General features: G+C 51.1%; 19 protein-coding genes. 7 read left to right on the plus strand and 12 right to left on the minus strand.

All coding sequences use genetic code 11. The features are described 5' to 3' along the window. Positions 1 to 224: 224 nt before the first annotated feature. Together dps and rhtA are read right to left on the minus strand one after the other, a co-directional pair. Entirely contained in the window at positions 225 to 728 is a 504-nt protein-coding gene (gene dps / locus ACSZO4_RS09585; RefSeq protein ID WP_437888696.1) for a DNA starvation/stationary phase protection protein Dps, read from the minus strand. A gap of 299 nt (positions 729 to 1027) precedes the next feature. Beyond that, on the minus strand, positions 1028 to 1915 hold the full coding sequence (gene rhtA, locus ACSZO4_RS09590) for a threonine/homoserine exporter RhtA (RefSeq protein WP_437888697.1): 888 nt from the start codon (positions 1913 to 1915) through the stop codon (positions 1028 to 1030). A 355-nt stretch (positions 1916 to 2270) separates the two neighbouring features. Between rhtA and ompX the strand changes: the two genes are divergently transcribed. Further along, positions 2271 to 2783, plus strand: coding sequence for an outer membrane protein OmpX (ompX, locus tag ACSZO4_RS09595; RefSeq protein WP_437888698.1), 513 nt, complete (start codon positions 2271 to 2273; stop codon positions 2781 to 2783). Between the two features lie 103 nt (positions 2784 to 2886). Here the strand turns inward: ompX and ACSZO4_RS09600 are convergent, their stop codons facing one another. From ACSZO4_RS09600 to mntS, 4 genes are all read right to left on the minus strand, one after another. Further along, on the minus strand, positions 2887 to 3408 hold the full coding sequence (locus ACSZO4_RS09600) for a GNAT family N-acetyltransferase (RefSeq protein ID WP_437888699.1): 522 nt from the start codon (positions 3406 to 3408) through the stop codon (positions 2887 to 2889). 3 nt (positions 3409 to 3411) lie between these two features. Then, positions 3412 to 3681, minus strand: coding sequence for a DUF1778 domain-containing protein (locus ACSZO4_RS09605; protein WP_437888700.1), 270 nt, complete (start codon positions 3679 to 3681; stop codon positions 3412 to 3414). 146 nt (positions 3682 to 3827) lie between these two features. Then, positions 3828 to 5411, minus strand: a complete 1584-nt coding sequence (locus ACSZO4_RS09610; RefSeq protein WP_437888701.1) for a phosphoethanolamine transferase — start codon at positions 5409 to 5411, stop codon at positions 3828 to 3830. A 276-nt stretch (positions 5412 to 5687) separates the two neighbouring features. Then, entirely contained in the window at positions 5688 to 5816 is a 129-nt protein-coding gene (gene mntS / locus ACSZO4_RS09615; RefSeq protein WP_437888702.1) for a manganase accumulation protein MntS, read from the minus strand. Positions 5817 to 6008: 192 nt separating this feature from the next. Here mntS and mntR point away from each other — a divergent pair, with 192 nt between their 5' ends. The 5 genes from mntR (at position 6009) to ACSZO4_RS09640 (ending at position 11255) form a co-directional block, all read left to right on the plus strand. Beyond that, positions 6009 to 6479, plus strand: coding sequence for a manganese-binding transcriptional regulator MntR (gene mntR, locus ACSZO4_RS09620; protein ID WP_437888703.1), 471 nt, complete (start codon positions 6009 to 6011; stop codon positions 6477 to 6479). After that, the gene (locus ACSZO4_RS09625) at positions 6476 to 7588 is read left to right on the plus strand and encodes an anion transporter (protein ID WP_437888704.1); all 1113 of its coding nucleotides are present in this window, start codon (positions 6476 to 6478) and stop codon (positions 7586 to 7588) included. The genes mntR and ACSZO4_RS09625 overlap by 4 nt, the downstream gene beginning before the upstream one ends. A gap of 198 nt (positions 7589 to 7786) precedes the next feature. Then, the gene (locus ACSZO4_RS09630) at positions 7787 to 9163 is read left to right on the plus strand and encodes a glycoside hydrolase family 1 protein (RefSeq protein WP_437888705.1); all 1377 of its coding nucleotides are present in this window, start codon (positions 7787 to 7789) and stop codon (positions 9161 to 9163) included. A 37-nt stretch (positions 9164 to 9200) separates the two neighbouring features. Then, on the plus strand, positions 9201 to 10523 hold the full coding sequence (locus ACSZO4_RS09635; RefSeq protein WP_437888706.1) for a PTS sugar transporter subunit IIC: 1323 nt from the start codon (positions 9201 to 9203) through the stop codon (positions 10521 to 10523). 15 nt (positions 10524 to 10538) lie between these two features. Next, positions 10539 to 11255, plus strand: coding sequence for a GntR family transcriptional regulator (locus ACSZO4_RS09640; protein WP_437888707.1), 717 nt, complete (start codon positions 10539 to 10541; stop codon positions 11253 to 11255). Between the two features lie 44 nt (positions 11256 to 11299). Here the strand turns inward: ACSZO4_RS09640 and ACSZO4_RS09645 are convergent, their stop codons facing one another. The 6 genes from ACSZO4_RS09645 to ACSZO4_RS09670 form a co-directional block, all read right to left on the minus strand. Further along, on the minus strand, positions 11300 to 12256 hold the full coding sequence (locus ACSZO4_RS09645; protein ID WP_437888708.1) for a glycyl-radical enzyme activating protein: 957 nt from the start codon (positions 12254 to 12256) through the stop codon (positions 11300 to 11302). Continuing rightward, a complete protein-coding gene (gene cutC / locus ACSZO4_RS09650; RefSeq protein ID WP_437888709.1) occupies positions 12219 to 14609 on the minus strand; it encodes a choline trimethylamine-lyase in 2391 nt (796 codons plus the stop codon). Before cutC ends, ACSZO4_RS09645 begins: the two co-directional genes overlap by 38 nt. Next, a complete protein-coding gene (locus ACSZO4_RS09655; protein WP_437888710.1) occupies positions 14606 to 14935 on the minus strand; it encodes a DMT family transporter in 330 nt (109 codons plus the stop codon). Before ACSZO4_RS09655 ends, cutC begins: the two co-directional genes overlap by 4 nt. Continuing rightward, entirely contained in the window at positions 14932 to 15303 is a 372-nt protein-coding gene (locus tag ACSZO4_RS09660) for a DMT family transporter (RefSeq protein WP_437888711.1), read from the minus strand. The genes ACSZO4_RS09655 and ACSZO4_RS09660 overlap by 4 nt, the downstream gene beginning before the upstream one ends. 367 nt (positions 15304 to 15670) lie before the next feature. Beyond that, complete coding sequence (gene ldtB / locus ACSZO4_RS09665) at positions 15671 to 16591, minus strand: L,D-transpeptidase (RefSeq protein ID WP_437888712.1); 921 nt, start codon at positions 16589 to 16591, stop codon at positions 15671 to 15673. Positions 16592 to 16791: 200 nt separating this feature from the next. After that, positions 16792 to 17574 (minus strand): tyrosine-protein phosphatase, encoded by a 783-nt coding sequence (locus ACSZO4_RS09670; RefSeq protein ID WP_437888713.1) that lies wholly within the window; start codon positions 17572 to 17574, stop codon positions 16792 to 16794. A gap of 154 nt (positions 17575 to 17728) precedes the next feature. Here ACSZO4_RS09670 and ACSZO4_RS09675 point away from each other — a divergent pair, with 154 nt between their 5' ends. After that, positions 17729 to 19324 (plus strand): ABC-F family ATPase, encoded by a 1596-nt coding sequence (locus tag ACSZO4_RS09675; protein WP_437888714.1) that lies wholly within the window; start codon positions 17729 to 17731, stop codon positions 19322 to 19324. The last annotated feature ends 272 nt before the right edge of the window (positions 19325 to 19596 follow it).

Raw genomic sequence — 19596 nt, forward strand, 5'->3', positions numbered from 1 at the left:
CTGCACCAAAATGGGGCTTTGTGTTGGTGCGGATTGATTGATTGCACAGAATGACGGCAATTTAGCGCTGAAAATCACTATTTAACAATCTTTCTATAACAATTTTGTGAAGTGATTATAACATGAAGGGCAATTAATGCCGTATGGAAGAAAAACTACGCGCACCATAAAAGTGCAAACCCCTCTACGCAGAACGTAGAGGGGTCATTGTGACTGCTTATGGATTATTCGATGTTAGATTCAATGAACCACAGGAATTTATCCAGATCACGAGAGGCGGCGGTTAAAATATCCGCAGTATCCTCATCTTTGGCTTCGCCAATCGCTTTGCGCACATCGTTGGCGACAATCGCGTAACGGTCTGCCAGTTCTTTCAGATGGTCCTGCACGCTGTGAATGTCCAGCGGGTAGCTTTTCAGCGGTGTCTTGCTGTTGATGACCTGCGTTGTGCCCAGGGCCACGCCCCCAAGCTGAATGGCGCGCTCTGCCATGGTATCGAGGTGATCGACCAGCGCGGTACGGAACCCGTCAAGCATTTCGTGGACGGCGATGAAGTTAGCGCCGCGCATATTCCAGTGGGCCTGTTTAGTAATCAATGACAGATCAATGAACTGGACCACCTGGCGATTGAGCAACTCAATCGTTGCTTTTTTGTCGCTGTCCGATACATCGTTGCGGGTATACAGCAGATTAGACGCTTTCGTTTTAACCAGTTTAGCGGTACTCATAATCTCATATCCTCTTGATGTTTGTGTCCCAGGTAATGACTGAGACTAAGTATAGCAGCTGATATCTGAGTGATAATTTGAATATACCTATCAGTTCAATAGCAATGATATAACGGAAAAAGATCGTTACAGGAAATATTATTTATTAGCAACTGGAAGATTATCAATTAATTTAATAGTGAAGGTGTTCTTGTGACGGGGGAATTATGTAAAAGTGTACGTTTTTGTAATATTTAAGCGTATTATTGATATTGATTGTTATTCAGCATGGAGGAGGGTTCCATGCTGAATAATCAATATTATCCGATATCAACTTTGGCGATTTTACTCTCTTTACGTAATGTCATTGTTGAACCTATTGAAGCCACCACAATACACATCAGCGCAATAATTTGTTTAAAATTCAGAGTCTCACCGAGGAAAATCATCCCTGACATCGCCGCCAGCGCAGGCTCCATACTCATCAGGGTGCCAAAGGTACGTGTCGGGATACGGGTTAAGGCAATCATTTCCAGTGAATACGGCAGCGCAGTAGACAATATGGCAACAGCAAGACCTAAAGGCAGGATTGACCAGTGCCATAACAACTCTCCAGCCTGTAATGTTCCTAAAGGAACAAAAACAATGGCCGCAATTAACGACCCCATTGCCACTGTCGCGGGGCCATGTTCCTCTCCCGCTTTTTGCCCGCTAATAATATAAATCGCCCAGCATGCTCCCGCCGCTAATGCAAAGGCGGCACCGGTTAAATCAATATGGGAAACATTGTCCCCGAGTGGTAATAAATACCACAGGCCGATCACCGCCAGAATAACCCAGACAAAATCAATGGGCCGACGGGAGCCAAAAAGCGCGACGGATAAAGGGCCAACGAATTCCAGTGCCACCGCAATCCCCAGAGGAACGGTCTGAATAGAGAGATAAAACATGTAGTTCATCGCGCCCAGCGACAGGCCATACATTAGCAAGGGCAGGCGTTGTTCGGGGGTAAAGCGTAATCGCCAGGGTTTAAAAATCACCACCAGAATGACGGTGCCAAGGGCAATTCGTAGCGCGGTCACGCCTGGCGCGCCTACCAGAGGAAACAGCGATTTTGCCAGTGAAGCACCACCCTGGATAGAAAACATTGCTACCAGTAGCACGATAATTGGCAGCCATACCGGCATTTTGCGCGACGCTCCTGGCATCCTTTCTCCTGTCAATTCATGTCAATAGAAGTAAAGCAGTTAGTCTACTTGAAATTAGACCCGACTGGTTGAGGCTTTGTTGAAAAACTGCGTCATAAACCAGGTAGAATACGCACCATCTGATGGTTAATTAACCTATCTGATTAGGAATAATCTGGATGAACGTGCCAGCATTTAATCTTATTGGCGGCATGTTATATGGTAAAAAGATTGTTTAATGAAAGAGTTAGCGGGCAGATGAAATGTTCTGTTACAGGAAATGGCTCTTTAGACATCTTTTGGTCCAAAGAGTTTCTCGACCAGATTTGATATATTAAATACTTAGGATTTACTTGAAGCACATTTGAGGTGGTTTATGAAAAAAATTGCATGTCTTTCAGCAGTAGCAGCTGTTCTGGCTCTCTCCGTAGGTACCGCTTCTGCGGCAACGTCCACTGTATCCGGTGGCTATGCACAGAGCGACGCGCAGGGCGTACAGAACAAAATGAACGGTTTTAACCTGAAATACCGTTTTGAAGATGACAGCAGCCCGCTGGGTGTAATCGGTTCCTTCACCTATACTGAAAAAGACCGTTTCGAATACGGCACTTACAATAAATCCCAGTACTACGGTGTAACCGCAGGTCCTGCTTACCGTCTGAACGACTGGGCAAGCATCTACGGTGTTGTGGGTGTTGGCTACGGTAAATTCCAGCAGTCTCAGGACGCAGTGAAAACCGCAAGCAACAGCGACTACGGTTTCTCCTACGGCGCTGGTATGCAGTTTAACCCGATTGAAAACGTTGCCCTGGACTTCTCCTACGAGCAGTCCCGTATTCGTAACGTTGACGTTGGTACCTGGATCGCAGGTGTTGGCTACCGTTTCTAATTCGGTCAGCAATAAAAAATCCGCCATCACGGCGGATTTTTTTGTCTGAAAATGTTTAAAACCTAACGATTACGTGGCTCGAAGATATTTGTGTTTATTGATTTTATTCTTCAAATAGCTTTTCAATGGACTTCGTTGGAAAGAAGAGGGCATTTTCATGCTCGCCCATGAGCTGGACGAATCCCAGCGCAAGATAAAAATCCCGCGCTTTTCCATTCAACGCCTCAACAAACATGCCGTATATACCGACTGCCTGTGAAGCGAGGTAAATCACTTTCATTGCGTGGGTAACAAGTAACTCTCCCCATCCCTGACGCTGAATACTTTTATCTATCGCTAAACGCCCGAGAGTGACACTGGGTACATTGCTATAGGGGATGCGCTTTTGCTGGTGTTTACTGGGGAAGGCGGCTCTTTCGAAGCAGCTACCAGACAACGTGTAGTACCCTAATACCCGCGGTTTTTCTTGCTGAGTTATAAGTACATAACCCCGTAAAATTTTGCCATTGTGCTGACGTTGCAGATGCTCTTTAAGAAAAGTATTTAAATACTCTTCTCCGCAATCAAAATGGCTTACATCATAATCAACATCCTCAGAAATAATTACTATTTTTAAATCGTCCACGAGTTACTCCATATCTTGTAGACGTTTAGCCGCTTGTTTTAACCGGCTGTTCGGCGCAGGTGGCTTACTGAGAGCGTCCATGACCCGGTTCCATGACTCCTCATTAAGGGTCAGACGGCGATGCTGTTCAATAATTTCCGCAGCACGTTCAGAAGCAGTACTTACCATAAACTGAGTAATCGTTTGATTACTCATTGCCGCCGCTTCTTCGATCATGCTTTTATCTTCGTCATTTAATCTCAGATCGATGCGCTGTTTCTTTAGTGCTGGCATGTTCTTTCTCCTCTGTCGCCCGTGATGGCGCGAATGACTCATGATGTACGGTTATTAACCGTACATCATGATAGAGTCGTACCTGCAAGAATTCAACGTTAAGTTGAGGGAGGGAGGTTGGGGCGGTGCGGGTTGCCCCTCAGAACCTAACGATTACGTGGCTCGAAGATATCCGTCGCCAGCTTGTTATAGTCAATTTTCTGTAACTTAAAGTTGGTAACGTAGACTGGCCCGGCTTTTTTCTCTGACATAAAGGGGTACGCATTTTTAATCTCTTTAGCGCTAATCCCTGTCCACTGTGAGAAGAAACTCAGGAAATCGTTGGCAGAACGGCGAGCTTTAATCACCCGATGGGTTTTATCGTCGCTGGAGATCACCATAAACGGCACCTGGAAATTCTGCTGGAACTTGTCGTCATGGGCCAGGTACTGCACCTCTTTACCACGCTCCCTGAAGGTCAGACCGTGATCGGAGAAATAGCTAATCGAGAAACTTTCCCCGCCGCTCACTAACTGCGAATAGAGCTTACCGAGCAGCTCATCGGTTGCAGTAATAGAGTAGAGGTAGCAGGAGGTCTCTTTTGACTGCACAAACTCATTGTATTTATCGCCGGAACGCTCACAGGTTGACGGGTGCGACCCCATCAGATGCAGCACGATAAGCTGGGGCTGGGTGCGATGTGTGGAAAGCACCTGGGAGGTCATTTTCAGCAGATCTTCATCGCGGGTGTTTTTATCCGCTTCGAAATCACCATTTTTAAGAAACTGCACTTCGTCCGCGCGTTTGGCGATGCTGGCGATTGCCGTATCGTATTCACCAATCTGGCCCTGATTGGAAAACCACCAGGTCTGGAAGCCCGCACGGTTAGCCAGGGTGACAAAGTTATCCTGGTATTGCGGCTTATCGTCAACCACCCGATTAAGGGTTAGCCCCAACGACTTCTGCGTTGAGCCGCTGGCGGAAATATAATCCATAAAGAAAGTCCCATTTGCCTGACTGGCAAACGGGGTATTGTTCCAGTGACCGCCAAAGGCGCCGCTGGCATCCCGGCGTACGCTCTCACCAATCACTACCACATAAGTATGGTATTTCGGTTTGACCGAGATGATGTTCCAGGTATCTTTCATGCCTGCCAGCTGTGCCATGCTGGCCTGTTCATCGATCACGACCTGATTATTGACCACCACATCGCGGACAAAGCGCAGTACCGGAATACCGGTATCGCGCAGATGCACGTCATAGCCACGAAAATAGTTTTGCACCGGGCCAACAAAGTAACAGGCAAAGCAGAACAGTGCCCCGAGCGTATCCCATTTCGTCCAGGCGACTTTTTGTGTGGTTTTGCGGCGTACAGAAACCACTCCCAGGCCCAGGATAGCCAGGCCAGTGGCGTAGTGATACCACGGGAAAATGGTCAGAATTTCGCTGGACTCTTCCATATTGGTCGAGTGCAGCGCCAGCAGGGTATTAAAGTTGGGCGCGCCGTAAGCCTGACCAAACGGATAGTAAGAGGCGGCGACGAGCGAAATTATCCCGACCAGCACTTTCTGGGTACGCGGAGCGTGACGCCACATCACCCACAGGAAGCAGGTTAAGACGACCGCATACAACAGGCTGAATTCATAGCCCAGAGCATGATTAATCAGGATTGATTGTAAAAAGTAGAAGCCTGTCCACGGGCTTAACGCTTGCCCACGGGAGACAAGAGGTTCTTTGATTATTAGGCTCATAGTCACTATCACGAAAACGCCATGTGAACACCCTGGCGTAAGGGTCAATACCTGCCGGACAGTGCGTGGAGAGGGGAGTGGTCCACTTCTGCGAGCCGCAATTTGTGCAGGGCTGCGCAAAGATAAAGTGAGCGACGTTGAAGGTCAACACCCGCTAAGGGATTGTTTTGCGAGGGAGACAGCAATTTCGGAAAATAAGCAGAAATTATAGTCGGTAAGGCCAAGTATAACGGGGGATTGTGACGGAAAAATGAAGCGGCGTACCGCGACGCCGCATTAATGAGTCGGTTTATCGTCTGGCTTAGACTTGCCGTTAATGATGTCGCACAACATATTGAGCAGCATCAAACGTACTTTAAAGGGAGAGTGAGTGAACACGCTTAAGCACCTCTTAAATTCATTCATGATGACCTCCTTACTTACCCGTCCCGGCCTGCCAGTCCCTGAGGCAGTGAACGTTATGCATACAGATATAGCATAGGCTATATTTTATAGCTATGGCTAATGCGTTAATTTTTTGTGCTGCTTCACGTTTGGTTTACAATAAGCGCTCTCTTATATGGCGCGGCTATTGCGTCACACCTCAGAGGAAGCACAATGAATCGTCGCGCAGGTAAGCAAACAATAAAAAAAGTGACGCTGGTTAATGTTGAAGAGCATGTCGAAGGGTTTCGTCAGGTCCGGGAAGCGCATCGTCGCGAGCTGATTGATGATTATGTTGAACTGATTTCTGATTTGATTGGCGAGGTGGGTGAAGCTCGTCAGGTTGATATGGCCGCACGTCTGGGCGTATCTCAGCCTACGGTGGCTAAAATGTTAAAACGACTGGCGACAGTCGGGTTGATTGAGCAAATTCCCTGGCGCGGCGTATTTCTGACGCCGGAAGGTGAAAAGCTCGCTCAGGCCAGTCGCGAGCGCCATCAGATAGTCGAAAGCTTTCTGCTGGTTCTGGGCGTCAGCCCGGAGATTGCCCGTCGTGATGCGGAAGGTATGGAGCACCATGTCAGCCAGGAGACGCTGGACCGCTTTCGTCAATTTACGCTGCAACAAGGGTTGCCACCTGAATGAGTCTGCCGTTTGTCCGCGCCCTGATGCAGGATCGTTTTTTACAGCTTTTACTCCTTATTGGTTTTGGTCTTTGTTTCGCCGTCCCCTTTGCGCCCGCAAGGTGGCCTGCCGTCATTGACTGGCACACCATTATTACCCTCAGCGGCCTGATGTTACTGACCAAAGGGGTCGAGTTAAGCGGCTATTTTGATGTGCTGGGCCGACGCATGGTGCGTCGGTTTCGCAGCGAACGGCAGCTCTCGATGTTTATGGTGCTGGCAGCGGCGCTGCTCTCCACCTTCCTGACCAATGATGTGGCGCTGTTTATTATTGTGCCTCTGACCATCACGCTGAAAAAGCTGTGTGAAATTCCGGTTAACCGGCTGATTATTTTCGAAGCACTGGCGGTTAACGCAGGCTCTCTCCTGACGCCAATAGGTAATCCACAAAATATTCTGATCTGGGGCCGCTCCGGCATCTCTTTTTTCGCCTTTATCGGGCAGATGATGCCGTTGGCGCTGGCGATGATGGCATCACTGCTGGTGCTCTGTTGGTTCTGTTTTCCCAATAACGCGCTGCGTTACCATAGCGGGGCCAAAAGCCCGGACTGGCAGCCGCGACTGGTCTGGGCATCACTGGTTTTATATCTGGTTTTTATTGCCGCCCTTGAGTTAAAACTTGAGATATGGGGACTGGCGCTGGTTGCGGCGGGCTTTTTGCTGCTGGCCCGTCGCGTGGTCTGGAGCGTGGACTGGACGTTATTGCTGGTCTTTATGGCGATGTTTATTGATGTGCATCTGCTGATTCAGCTGCCGTTCCTGCATAACATTCTGAGCACGACCAGCCAGCTCTCTTCTCCGGGCCTGTGGGTGACCGCTATTGGCTTATCGCAGTTTATCAGCAACGTACCCGCGACGATTTTGCTGCTGAATTATCTTCCTCCGGATACGCTGCTCGCCTGGGCGGTGAACGTGGGAGGTTTTGGCTTATTGCCAGGATCGCTGGCCAACTTAATTGCCTTACGTATGGCAAATGATCGCCGCATCTGGTGGCGTTTTCATCTCTACTCCCTGCCAGTGTTGCTCTGGGCTGCCCTGCTCGGCTACGGACTTTTGCAGCTTATCCGTTGATTTCTGCTCCATCTCATTGATCAACAAACAGACAGTCCCGGTGGCCATTTTCTCGCCGGGGTTGTCATCTCCTCCCTGGCTAATTTTCCCACCTGCCTCACAAAAAACGATCCTCTCAATGGTCTGACTTTGCACCTGAGACTATATGACTAGTCATTACAATTAAATGACTTTACATATAGACGCGGAGAAAACGAGATGAGCAAAACGCTACCACCAGGCTTTTTATGGGGAAATTCGGTGTCCAGCATGCAGACCGAGGGAGCATGGAACGAAGGCGGCAAAGGCCCGTCAGTGTACGATATCCGGGAGGCCAGCGAATTTGCCTCCGACTGGAAAGTGGCCACCGACTCTTACCATCGCTATACGGAAGATTTTGATTGTATGCAGGATCTTGGCATGAACTGTTATCGCTTCCAGATAGCCTGGAGCAGGGTCTGCCCGGACGGTGACGGGGCATTTAATGCCGAAGGGATCGCCTTCTACGAACGCTTTATTGATGACCTTATCGCCCGTGGCATTGCCCCAATGATTTGTCTGTATCACTTCGATATGCCGCTGGCGCTGGCCGAAAAATACAACGGCTTTACCGATCGCCGGGTCCTAGATGCCTTCGTTCGTTACGGCCAGAAGATGATCGACTGTTTTGGCGACCGCGTGACCTGGTGGCTGACCTTCAATGAGCAAAATATCTATCACATGCCGGAAGCCTTCAAAGTCGGGGGCTATCTGCAAGGGGATAAAACCCTGCGCGAGCTGTATCAAATTCAACACCACGTGATGATGGCCCATGTGCAGCTCACGCACTATCTGCACCAGACCAGACCTGACGCGCTTATGGGCGGCATGCTGGCGCATCAGCTGGTTTACCCCGCGACCAGCAAACCGCGTGACATCTTTTGCGCCCAGCAATATGACGAATTTCTTAACCAGAATTTGTTGCGGGTGTTTGCCGGCCAGGGCTATAGCCCTGCGGTGATGGCCGTGGTTGAGCGCGAGGGCTTTGGCGACATTTACCGGGCCGAGGATTTAACGCTGATAAGCCAGGTGAAAAACGACTATATGGCCTTTAGCTACTATGCCAGCAAGGTGCTGAACAGTGAGGCTATCTCCCCGGATGCGCCAGTGAACTATTACCTGCAACAGGGCGATGTACCTAACCCCTATTTACAGGCGACAGAGTGGAACTGGCAGATTGACCCCCTCGGTTTTCGGACCATCATCACCCGTTACTACAACGACTGGCGGCTGCCAGTGTTCCCGATCGAGAACGGTATTGGGGTCATCGAACACTGGGATGGCGTCAACCCGATTGCGGATGACTACCGCGTGGCCTATCACCGGGATCATCTCCAGGCAATGAAGGGCGCCATCTTTGAAGACGGGGCGCAGGTTATCGGTTATCTCGGCTGGGGGCTTATCGACATTCTCAGCTCTCAGGGCGATATGCGTAAGCGCTACGGCGTGGTGTATGTCAACCGGGAAAACCACGACCTGAAAGATATGAAACGGATACCGAAACAGAGCTACGCCTGGCTCAAACAGGTTATTCACACCAACGGACGCGAGATGTAAAGCCTGAGGCAGCAAACGCCATTAACGGGAGACCACTATGTCTGACACTAAACAGACCGAAAGTATGCCGTCATTTGTCGATAAATTTGTCGATTTCTCCGCCCGCCTCGCCGGACAGGTGCACCTGCGCTCGCTAAGGGATGCCTTTGCCGCCGTGATGCCGATTTTTATTCTGGCCGGGCTGGCGGTGCTGGTGAACAACGTGGTCTTTCCCTGGATCCTGGAGGGTGAGACGCTGGCGCGTTTCAAAGTCTGGGGAGAGGTGATAATCAACGGCACGCTGAATATTGCCGCGCTGTTGATTGCGCCGATGACGGCCTGGTCGCTGGCGCGCAATCGCAATTTCGATAATCCGGTTTCGGCGGTGGTCATCGCGCTTTCCAGCTATATCATGATGATGCCGATGACGCTGGAAGTGGTTCCCCAGGGAGGCAAAACGGCGGTTACCGTGAGTCAGATGCTCTCATTTGGCAATATTGGCTCAACGGGGATTTTCGCCGGGGTGATTATTGGCCTGCTGTCGACGGAACTGTTTATCCGTATTGCGCGAATCAAAAAACTCACGATTTCACTGGGGGAAAATGTGCCGCCCGCGGTAGGGAAGTCCTTCTCGGCGCTGATCCCGACGATTATCACCCTGTCGACATTTGCGATCATCGCCGCCCTGCTGGCCAACGTGTTGCATACGGATTTGATCCACCTGATCACCACGCTGATTCAGCAGCCCTTACGGCTGATCAACACCAGCCTGCCGGGCACGCTTTTTATCTACAGCTTTGGCAATTTTCTGTTCACCCTGGGGATCCACCAGTCGGTGGTCAACGGTGTGATCCTCGAACCTTTCCTGTTGATCAACACCAATGAAAACATGCTGGCCTTTGCCAGCGGGCTGCCGATCCCGCATATCATCAACAGCATCTTTGTGCCCACCTTTGGCATGATTGGCGGCACCGGCAGTACTCTGTCGCTGCTGATCGCCATCTTTATTTTCTCGAAGCAAAAGTCTGCTAACCAGGTGGCACGCCATTCCGTCTCTCCCGGCCTGTTTAACATTAACGAACCGGTGATTTTCGGCCTGCCAATAGTCTTTAACCTGCCGCTGATGATCCCCTTTGTGCTGCTTCCGGCCATCGGCATTTACTTTGCCTGGCTGTGTACAACGCTTGGCTGGATGTCGAAATGTGTGGTGATGATCCCCTGGACCACGCCACCGGTTTTAAGCGCTTGGCTGGCGACGGCGGGGGACTGGCGAGCGGTGGTGGTTCAGTTGATAATCATCATCTTTGGTGTATTCTTCTACCTGCCTTTCCTCAAAATAGCCGAGAGAGTGGCCTTAAAAAACAATGGCATAACTGAATAATAAAAAGGAAAGGCAATGGCGGCGAAATACATTCTGATTGCGCGGGAAATCAAACAGCGGATCCTCAGCCAGCAGTACAGCGCGAGTGAGCCTTTGCCGGATCAGTTTGCCCTCGCCGCCGAATTCAGCACCAGCCGGATGACCATTCAACAAGCGATGCGCCAGCTGATTGTTGAGGGACTGGTCTACACCCGCCAGGGGCAGGGCACCTTTATCCGCAAAAACTTTATGCAGCTTACCCGCTGGGACCTGCCCGGCAGCGACTATTATGGCGCGACCAAAACCTGGGAGAATGTTGGCCAGGTCACCAGTAAAATCATCAGGTTTGAACTGCGTTTCCCCAACGAAAAGGAGCAGGCGTCGCTGCTGCTTGGCCCTGATGACCCGGTGTATGATTTTATCCGTCTGCGCCTGCTGGAAGGTGAACCCATGTCGCTGGAGTTTACACTGATGCCGGTCAATCTGGTGCCAGGACTTAACCGTTCCCATCTCGAAAGCTCGGTATTCAGCTATGTTCAGGAGTCACTGGCCTTAAAAATCATGGGCTCGTATCGGGTGGTGCGCGCGCTTAAGCCTGGTGAAGAGGATCAAACATATCTTAACTGCGAACCGACCGATCCGGTGCTGGAAGTGGAGCAGGTGATTTATCTGGAGGACGGCACGCCGCTGGAGTATGCCCATTGCCACTATCGTTACGATCACGGCGGCGTGATCGTGGTGAATAACGGATAAAAAGCGGCGCTCCTGACAACCAACAACAAGGGTTCTCTTATTATTCAGCCAATACAGTGAGACAGGATGCTCGCCTGCAAACCGTATTTTCGGGCAAAAGCGGCCAGCGTCTCGGCCTGAGGCTTCCCATGATCGGGATGCATCTCTTCATAGCGGCAACGCTTTGCGGATAAGTAATATTTGCGATTGCCGAAGTTATGATAGGGCAACAAATCAATGCCCTGAAAGCTTTTATGCCCGCGTACCAGCTGTTCTATTCGCGCCATAATATTCTCCGCCTCCTCCTCGCCATCGTTGACCTCAGGTATCACCGGGATGCGGATACGTATCGGAATATGTTCCTGTAGCAGTTTTTTAAGGTTATTAAGAATGCTGCGATTACTCACTCCCGTATAGCGTTGATGGAGAGTGTCATTGGCCAGTTTAATATCAAATAAAATCAGCTGGCTGGATCCACAGGCCAGTTGCAAATCAGACCAGGACGCAAAACCTGAGGTTTCCACCGCTGTATGGATACCTTCCTGTCTGGCACGCAGCAGCAATGCCTGTGAAAACGCGGGCTGCATGGCCATTTCCCCGCCGCTAAGCGTCATGCCACCGCCGGAGGTCCGGTAATAAAGCTCATCGGCAAGCACGGTTTCCATCACCTCCTCGACGCTGAGAAGACGACCTGTCTGCCGCAACGCTGCTGCGGGACATGCGTCATCCGCTACCCAGCCTGCGCTAAGGCTCAGATCAGGGAGGATGGCCGTCTTCTTGCCTGGACATTCATGCCAGCAATTGACGCTGTCGCAGCGTGAACCGTCGAATAAAACCTCAGGCTCCATCGCCAGACTTTCCGGATTCGCGCACCAGGCACAGTTCATCTGGCACCCCTTTAAAAAGACCACGGTACGAACACCGGGGCCATCATGCAGGGAAAAACGCTGAATGTTAAACACCGTGCCGGTGCGGGCATCTGCCTCAGAACTGGCTGAGTTGAGTACGGCTGATGATTTCATCCTGTACCTCGCGGCTGAGTTCAACAAAGAAGGCGCTGTACCCTGCAACCCGAATCATCAAATTGCGATACTGGTCAGGATTTTTCTGCGCTAAACGCAGCGTTTCATCATCAACATAGCTGAACTGCATCTGCGCATTACCCTGCATGCTGGCGCTTCGCAGCAGAGTGATAAGCCCCTGTTCACCTTCTGTCGTGTCCAGAATGCCATGCAATAATTTGAAGTTATGCACCATGCCGATTTCCATCTCTTCGACATTAATCCTGCCCACGGAATTCACAATGGCGGTCGGGCCGGCGAAGTCCGTCTGCTGGGAAGGGCTGATGCCATCAGCTAACGGCATCCCCGCCAGACGCCCACTGGGCAGCGCCCCCGTGGCCATGCCGCAAGGCGTATTATTAGAAATTGATAATGTGCCATGAGTGAAAGGCCCGTAGAGCATGCGGTACTGACGGTGTTCATGCTCAATGAAGCGGATCAAATCGCGGGCAATCAGGTCCACTTCTTCAATATCATTGCCAAATTTGGCCGTGTTCATACAGGCTAAATGCAGCGCTTCATGTCCATCAAAATTATCGCGTAATGCCTGTACCATTTGTTCCGGAGTGACCCTCTGCTGCCGGTAGACCACTTCACGCATCGCCATCATCGCATTGGCATAATCCGCCATGCCGGTCCAGATAAGGCCGGGACCATTATTGATCATGGCCCCGCCGTGCATCACATCCTTCCCCTGTTCCATACAGCCTTCCACAAAACAGGAGATAAAAGGTTTCGGCGCCAGGCGCTTGTGAAGCTTTTGTACGATAAGCGTCGCTCTGGCGGCTTGCCGGACAACGTAGCTCAGTTGTTGTTTCACCGCGGATTCAAAAGCGTTGTAGGTTGTCAGGCTTTGCGGTTCGCCGCTTTGCGGGCCAACCTGAGAACCGTTGGCGGTTTTGCCATTGTTCAGCGCCAGCTCTATCGCACAGGTGAAAGTGGTATACCCAACGGATGTCCATTGATATATGCGTCCTGAACGTTGCGGCTCCACGCAGCCCATCAGGCAATAATCGCGGGCATCTTCGTAATCAAACCCTTTACGCAGCATCATTTTGATGTGGGCATCATCGAAATGGCAGGCAGGGAAACCAATCCCGGCGCGGATCACCTCAACAATTTTACGCATGAAAAGCTGAGGCGACTGATTGTGGATACGCACCGCCAGGCTGGGCTGATAAATTTTCAGCTTACGTGAGCAATCCATTATTAATAACGACAGCGGATTGGTCGCATCTCCGCCCTCGCGTTTTTGCCCGCCGACCACCAAATTAACGAAAGGCTGGTAACCCGCAAAGTACATCGCCGAAGAGGCGCTGCAAATCCACAGGCATTCGGACATCTTAATCATCCAGCAGCACAGCAGCTCTTCTGCCTGTTCCAGGGTAAGACGACCGGCCTCGAGATCGGCGTTCAGCAAGGGCCACAGGTATTGATCTACCCGGCCAAGAGAGATGCCGGTCTGGTTTTCTTCCAGAATAAACAGCGACTGGGCAAACCAGATGGCCTGCAACGCTTCATAGAAGTTTTCCGGCGGATGTTCAGGCACCCGACGGCAGATGGCCGACAACCTTTCCAGCTCCGCTTTACGCTGCGCGCAAGGAGCCTGTTGAGCCTGCTGCTGCGCGTAGTCTGCGTAGCGATGCGCATAGTCAATGACCCCCTCGCAGCTTTCAATAATAGCCTGATAGAAGTACTGTTTTTCCTGATCTTCCGGACAGGTTGATGACAGATGGCTTAGCGCCTCACGCGCCTCATCACGTATGCCGCCCACCCCTTTTTTCAGCAAAATAATGTCGTAGCCCGGGCAGGTATCGCCACCGCCATTCTGGGTTTTGATGCTTAAATCGCAAATGCCGTCACTGGTGCTCCATTCCCACAGTCCCGCATGACGCAGTTGTGTTTCAGCCATCTCATCGAGCGACCGTCCCTGCCAGAAAGGAAAGATGTCTTCGCGCAGTTCACGTTTGACCTCTTCGCTGATGACGTAAGGATCCTGGGCACGAGTTGACATCGTATCGAGCTCATCGTTAACCCAACGCCAGGCAATTTCCGGCGAAATTTCTCCACCACGGGCCGCGCCTGCCGGATGGCTGACGATCAGCTCAACTTCTGCAATCACCAGCGGCGCAATCTGGCAGGCGCGGCGGAACGCCATCGCCCGCAGCAGCAGCGTCGGCATGCCGGGATACTTGCGATAAATTTCGGTCACCGCCCGTGCCCGAGTGGCGGAAATAAAAGGTTTAGCCTGTAAATAACGCTCACGCAGGCTGGTAATTCTTGGAAGAAGAGAAACGTCTTGAATAGCAGTCATTGAAATATTCCCATAGCCACACAACCAATAACGATAAGCGTAATGCCGAGCATGGCGTACTTATCCATTTTTTGGCGAAATACCGTCACGCCAATTAAATTAATCAGAACGATGCCCATCCCAGACCATAATGCGTAACTCAGACCAACCGATAACGCCAGCATGGCTTTTGACAGTGCAAGGAAGCAGAGAAAATAAAGTACCATTACGCCAATAGTCACGCCGATACGACGAAAATCATTTGTTTTTGGCAGTAAACTGGTTGCGAGGACTTCCAGCACTATCGCTAATGACAACCACAGAGAACCGGCAAGAGTTATATTCATCCTTGATTCCCCACCGCCGGAGAAGCCTCGATATCTTCACTTTTGGACATGAGGTTAATCACTAAGACACCGGCGATGATCAGTACCATGCCAGCGATGCATCCAGTGCTTAATGCCGTATCAAACAGGTATCGATTGATCAATGAACTGGCCATAATCCCAATTCCGGCCCATAGCGCATAAGCCGTACCAATCGGGATTTTTTTCAGTGAGAGTGTTAATAAATAATAAGAACAAATATAAGCGGCAAGCGCACCTGTTGTGGGTAACAATTTTGCCATGCCACTGGATAATCCAAGTAATGTGGTTGCGGCTATTTCTGTTATGATGGCGAAAGCCAAAAACCAGGAGTATTTATCATTTTTCATATTTTATTTAACCAGGAACTGTATACCTTATTAACATTAGGCGAAGAACTACCTTCATTAAATTCAGTGCGATTATATATTCGCTTTCGTCAATCAATGTTAAACAGTACAAATTATCTGGTCGCTGAAATTCAGGAACAATCAAGCCAGTGCAAATAAAAACTGAAATGTGATGAATGTATTAACTTCGTTTAAGAATGGTTGAACGGTTATTCAGGATGGCTAATGACATAACAACATTTATATTCATATATGGATAAACGTATCCGACAGGGAGAGACGACGGACGGCGGGGCGATAGCGGTAAATAACGGATAAAAAAAGAGCAGGTTTTAACACCCGCTCTTTTTTGTGTGTGGTCTGTCTGTTAGTTCAGACGTACCGGCATACCAGAACGGTTCTGGATAGCCTGGTCAACAATGCTCTGATCGACATCAGACTGACCGGTCACGCTCTGAACGCTTTTGGTCAGAGAGATTGGCACGATTTCACCTTCAGTGAACTGCGCTTCGGTGGTGGACAGCGGGTTATGTACTTCGACATAACGGGAACCATCCGGCTCAGTGGTCGCTTTTACTGGCTCATCAATAAACTGCACGCGGGTGCCAACCGGCACGTTTTCGAATAGGAACTTGATGTCATCGTTACGCAGACGCACACAGCCATGGCTTACGCGCAGGCCGATACCGAAGTTGGCGTTAGTACCGTGGATAGCATACAGACGGCCGATGTACAGAGCGTACAGACCCATCGGGTTATCCGGGCCAGCGGGAACAACAGCCGGCAGCGGCTCGCCAGCAGCGATGTATTCTGCGTGCATTTTGGCGGTTGGGGTCCAGGTCGGGCCGGCTTTTTTACGCTCGACTTTGGTGGTCCAGTTAATCGGGGTGTCTTTACCTAACTGGCCGATACCGATCGGCAGAACGATAACGGTTTTGGTACCTGCCGGGTAGTAGTACAGACGCATTTCGGCGCTGTTGATAACGATACCTTCGTGTACGGTATCTGGCAGGATCAACTGCTGAGGAATATTCATCACGGTACCGCCTTTCGGCAGGTAGGCGTCGATGCCCGGGTTCGCTTCCGTCATGTTGGAAAGACCCATCTGATACTCTGCTGCAAAGTATTCCAGCGGCTGGGTATTGCCCTCAGGGATGGTCACGACCTGGTTCTGGCCGATAAGACGGCTGCCATCGGTTGGCAGAGGATATGTTACCGCTGATGCAGTATTGCAAAAGCCAACGACGGCAAACGCCGCCGCTAAAAGCGTTTTTAAGTTCATATTCATGTTGTGCGAGATTCGTGCCACAGGCCGTTGGGTTAATAATGCTTGCCATAGATGGGAGCGCATTATATGTGCATTCCCCCGCTCAGGGAATTCAGTTGTGCATTAAATCACACTTTTTAACTGTTATTTTTTAGTGTAGCGCCCCGTTGCGGCGGTGAAATAAATTCAGACGACCGGAAACAGGGCGGGTAGCGAGGGGGTTACTCTGCCAGCTGGCGGGCCTGAATGGTGCGGCAAACGGCAGGCGTGAGTTGATACTCCTGCTCCAGCCAGGCGTTCACGTTCGGATAACGCTGATGAATGGCGTCCAGCGCCGAGGCCAGATATGACTCACGCACCGTCAGTAAATCCGTCAGTGTCTTGCGCGCCCTGTCGCTGAGGCTATCGCCGAGCCAGCTTGTGACCTCGTTTTCTACCTGCGTCAGCATCCCGTGGGTTAACAAATACTCTTCCATGACCGTATTGCTGTTGCAGCCCAGGGCAAACAGGGTCAGCGCGCAGCCGACGCCGGTGCGATCTTTCCCGACGGCGCAATGCTGGAGCAGGGCGCCATCAAAGGGATGCGCCAGCAGTTGTGCCAGTTGCTGGTAGGCCGGGTTATTGAAGGGCAACTGGCGGTAGAGTTCCAGCATGTACTGTTCGCCATCGACCTCTTCCAGTTTGCTGACTGAAAAGTCGGTGATTTTGGCACTGGCATCGCTGGTCAACGGGTTAGCGGGCGCGTTGATATAGCGTGCGTTAGCGCTAAGACGATCGGGGCTGCGGCTGACTTCGGACGGGTCACGATAATCGAGCACCACACCCAGCGGCAGCGTGCTCAGATACGCCAGATCCTCCGTGGTCACCTGGTGCAGCGCACCGGAGCGAAGCAACTTTCCCCGGCGAATTTCACGCCCGTCAGCCGCGCGCTGGCCGCCCATATCACGAAAGTTAATCCCGCCGTGAAGCGGTAAAAATGAGGGATGTCGTGTGTCGTTAACCATAAATTCCTTTCCGGTTGAGTGCGATACGTGCGTTATTTGTCCAGTATGCCCCAGTGGCTGACAACAATATCAACGCCGATTGTGCTCTGTTCGTGAAAAACGCGCCATCTAATGGCATAATGCCGGGTTCATCACACTTTTTCAGGATATGACCGTGTTAGTAAGCAGCAACGTCACCATGCAGTTCGGCAGTAAGCCGCTGTTCGAAAATATTTCCGTCAAGTTTGGCGGCGGCAACCGCTATGGTTTGATCGGCGCCAACGGCAGCGGTAAATCCACCTTTATGAAAATCCTCGGCGGCGATCTTGAGCCGACGCTGGGCAACGTTTCCCTCGATCCGAATGAGCGCATTGGTAAGCTGCGCCAGGATCAGTTCGCCTTCGAAGCTTTCACCGTTCTCGATACCGTGATCATGGGCCATGGCGAGCTGTGGGAAGTGAAACAGGAGCGTGATCGCATCTACGGTCTGGCCGAAATGAGCGAAGAGGACGGTTACAAAGTCGCTGACCTCGAAGTGCTGTATGGCGAGATGGATGGTTACTCTGCCGAATCCCGCGCAGGTGAACTGTTGCTGGGCGTGGGGATCCCGGTCGAGCAGCATTACGGCCTGATGAGCGAAGTGGCTCCGGGCTGGAAACTGCGTGTTCTGCTGGCCCAGGCGCTGTTCTCTAACCCGGACATCCTGCTGCTCGATGAACCAACGAACAACCTTGATATCGACACCATTCGCTGGCTGGAGCAGACGCTGAACGAGCGTGAAAGCACCATGATCATCATTTCGCACGACCGTCACTTCCTTAACATGGTTTGTACGCACATGGCGGATCTCGATTACGGTGAGCTGCGTGTCTATCCTGGTAACTATGACGAGTATATGACCGCAGCCACGCAGGCTCGTGAACGTCTGCTGGCCGATAACGCCAAGAAAAAAGCGCAGATTGCGGATCTGCAATCCTTCGTCAGCCGCTTTAGCGCCAACGCATCCAAGTCTCGTCAGGCGACTTCCCGCGCCCGTCAGATTGATAAAATCAAGCTCGATGAAGTGAAAGCCTCCAGCCGTCAGAACCCGTTCATTCGTTTCGAGCAGGACAAAAAACTGTTCCGTAATGCCCTGGAAGTTGAAGCCCTGACCAAAGGGTTTGAAGACGGTCCGCTGTTTAAAAACGTTAATATGCTGCTGGAAGTGGGCGAGAAGCTTGCCATTCTGGGGGCTAACGGCGTGGGTAAATCCACCATGCTTAAAGCGCTGGTTGGTGAACTTGCCGCCGACAAAGGCACGGTAAAATGGTCTGAGAATGCGCAGATTGGTTACTACGCGCAGGATCATGAGTACGAGTTCGAAAACGATCTGACGGTGTTCGACTGGATGAGCCAGTGGAAACAAGAGGGTGATGACGAGCAGGCGGTGCGCAGCATCCTGGGACGCTTACTCTTCAGCCAGGACGACATCAAAAAGCCAGCGAAAGTCCTTTCCGGTGGTGAGAAAGGCCGCATGCTGTTTGGCAAGCTGATGATGGAAAAACCCAATATCCTGGTGATGGATGAACCCACCAACCACCTGGATATGGAATCCATTGAATCCCTGAACATGGCGCTGGAAATGTATCAGGGCACCCTGATTTTCGTTTCTCATGACCGTGAGTTTGTCAGTTCGCTGGCGACCCGCGTACTGGAAATTACGCCAGAGAAGGTGATTGATTTCACCGGCAACTACGAAGATTACCTGCGCAGCAAAGGGATTGATAATTAATTTCCCGTCGTCTTTCACGCTGCAGATGCGTTGGCTTCACCTGTTCACCCCGGTCACTTACTTATGTAAGTGACCGGGGATTCGCTGGTTTGCCGCCTTCCTGCAACGCGGAATACTTAGGGAAAGAAGTGTCGCTCCTGTTCCCTTGTATGTTTAAAGTCACTTCAGTTACCCGCCACCAGGCGGGTACACTATTACCGTGTTTGACCTGATGCCACAGCCCGTTAACCCTCTGGGTTTTCAAGCCCGCGGGAGAGCTTATGGCGTGGCAT

It is taken from the genome of Phytobacter sp. V91 (assembly GCF_965644225.1).
GTDB lineage: Bacteria > Pseudomonadota > Gammaproteobacteria > Enterobacterales > Enterobacteriaceae > CBFFRJ01.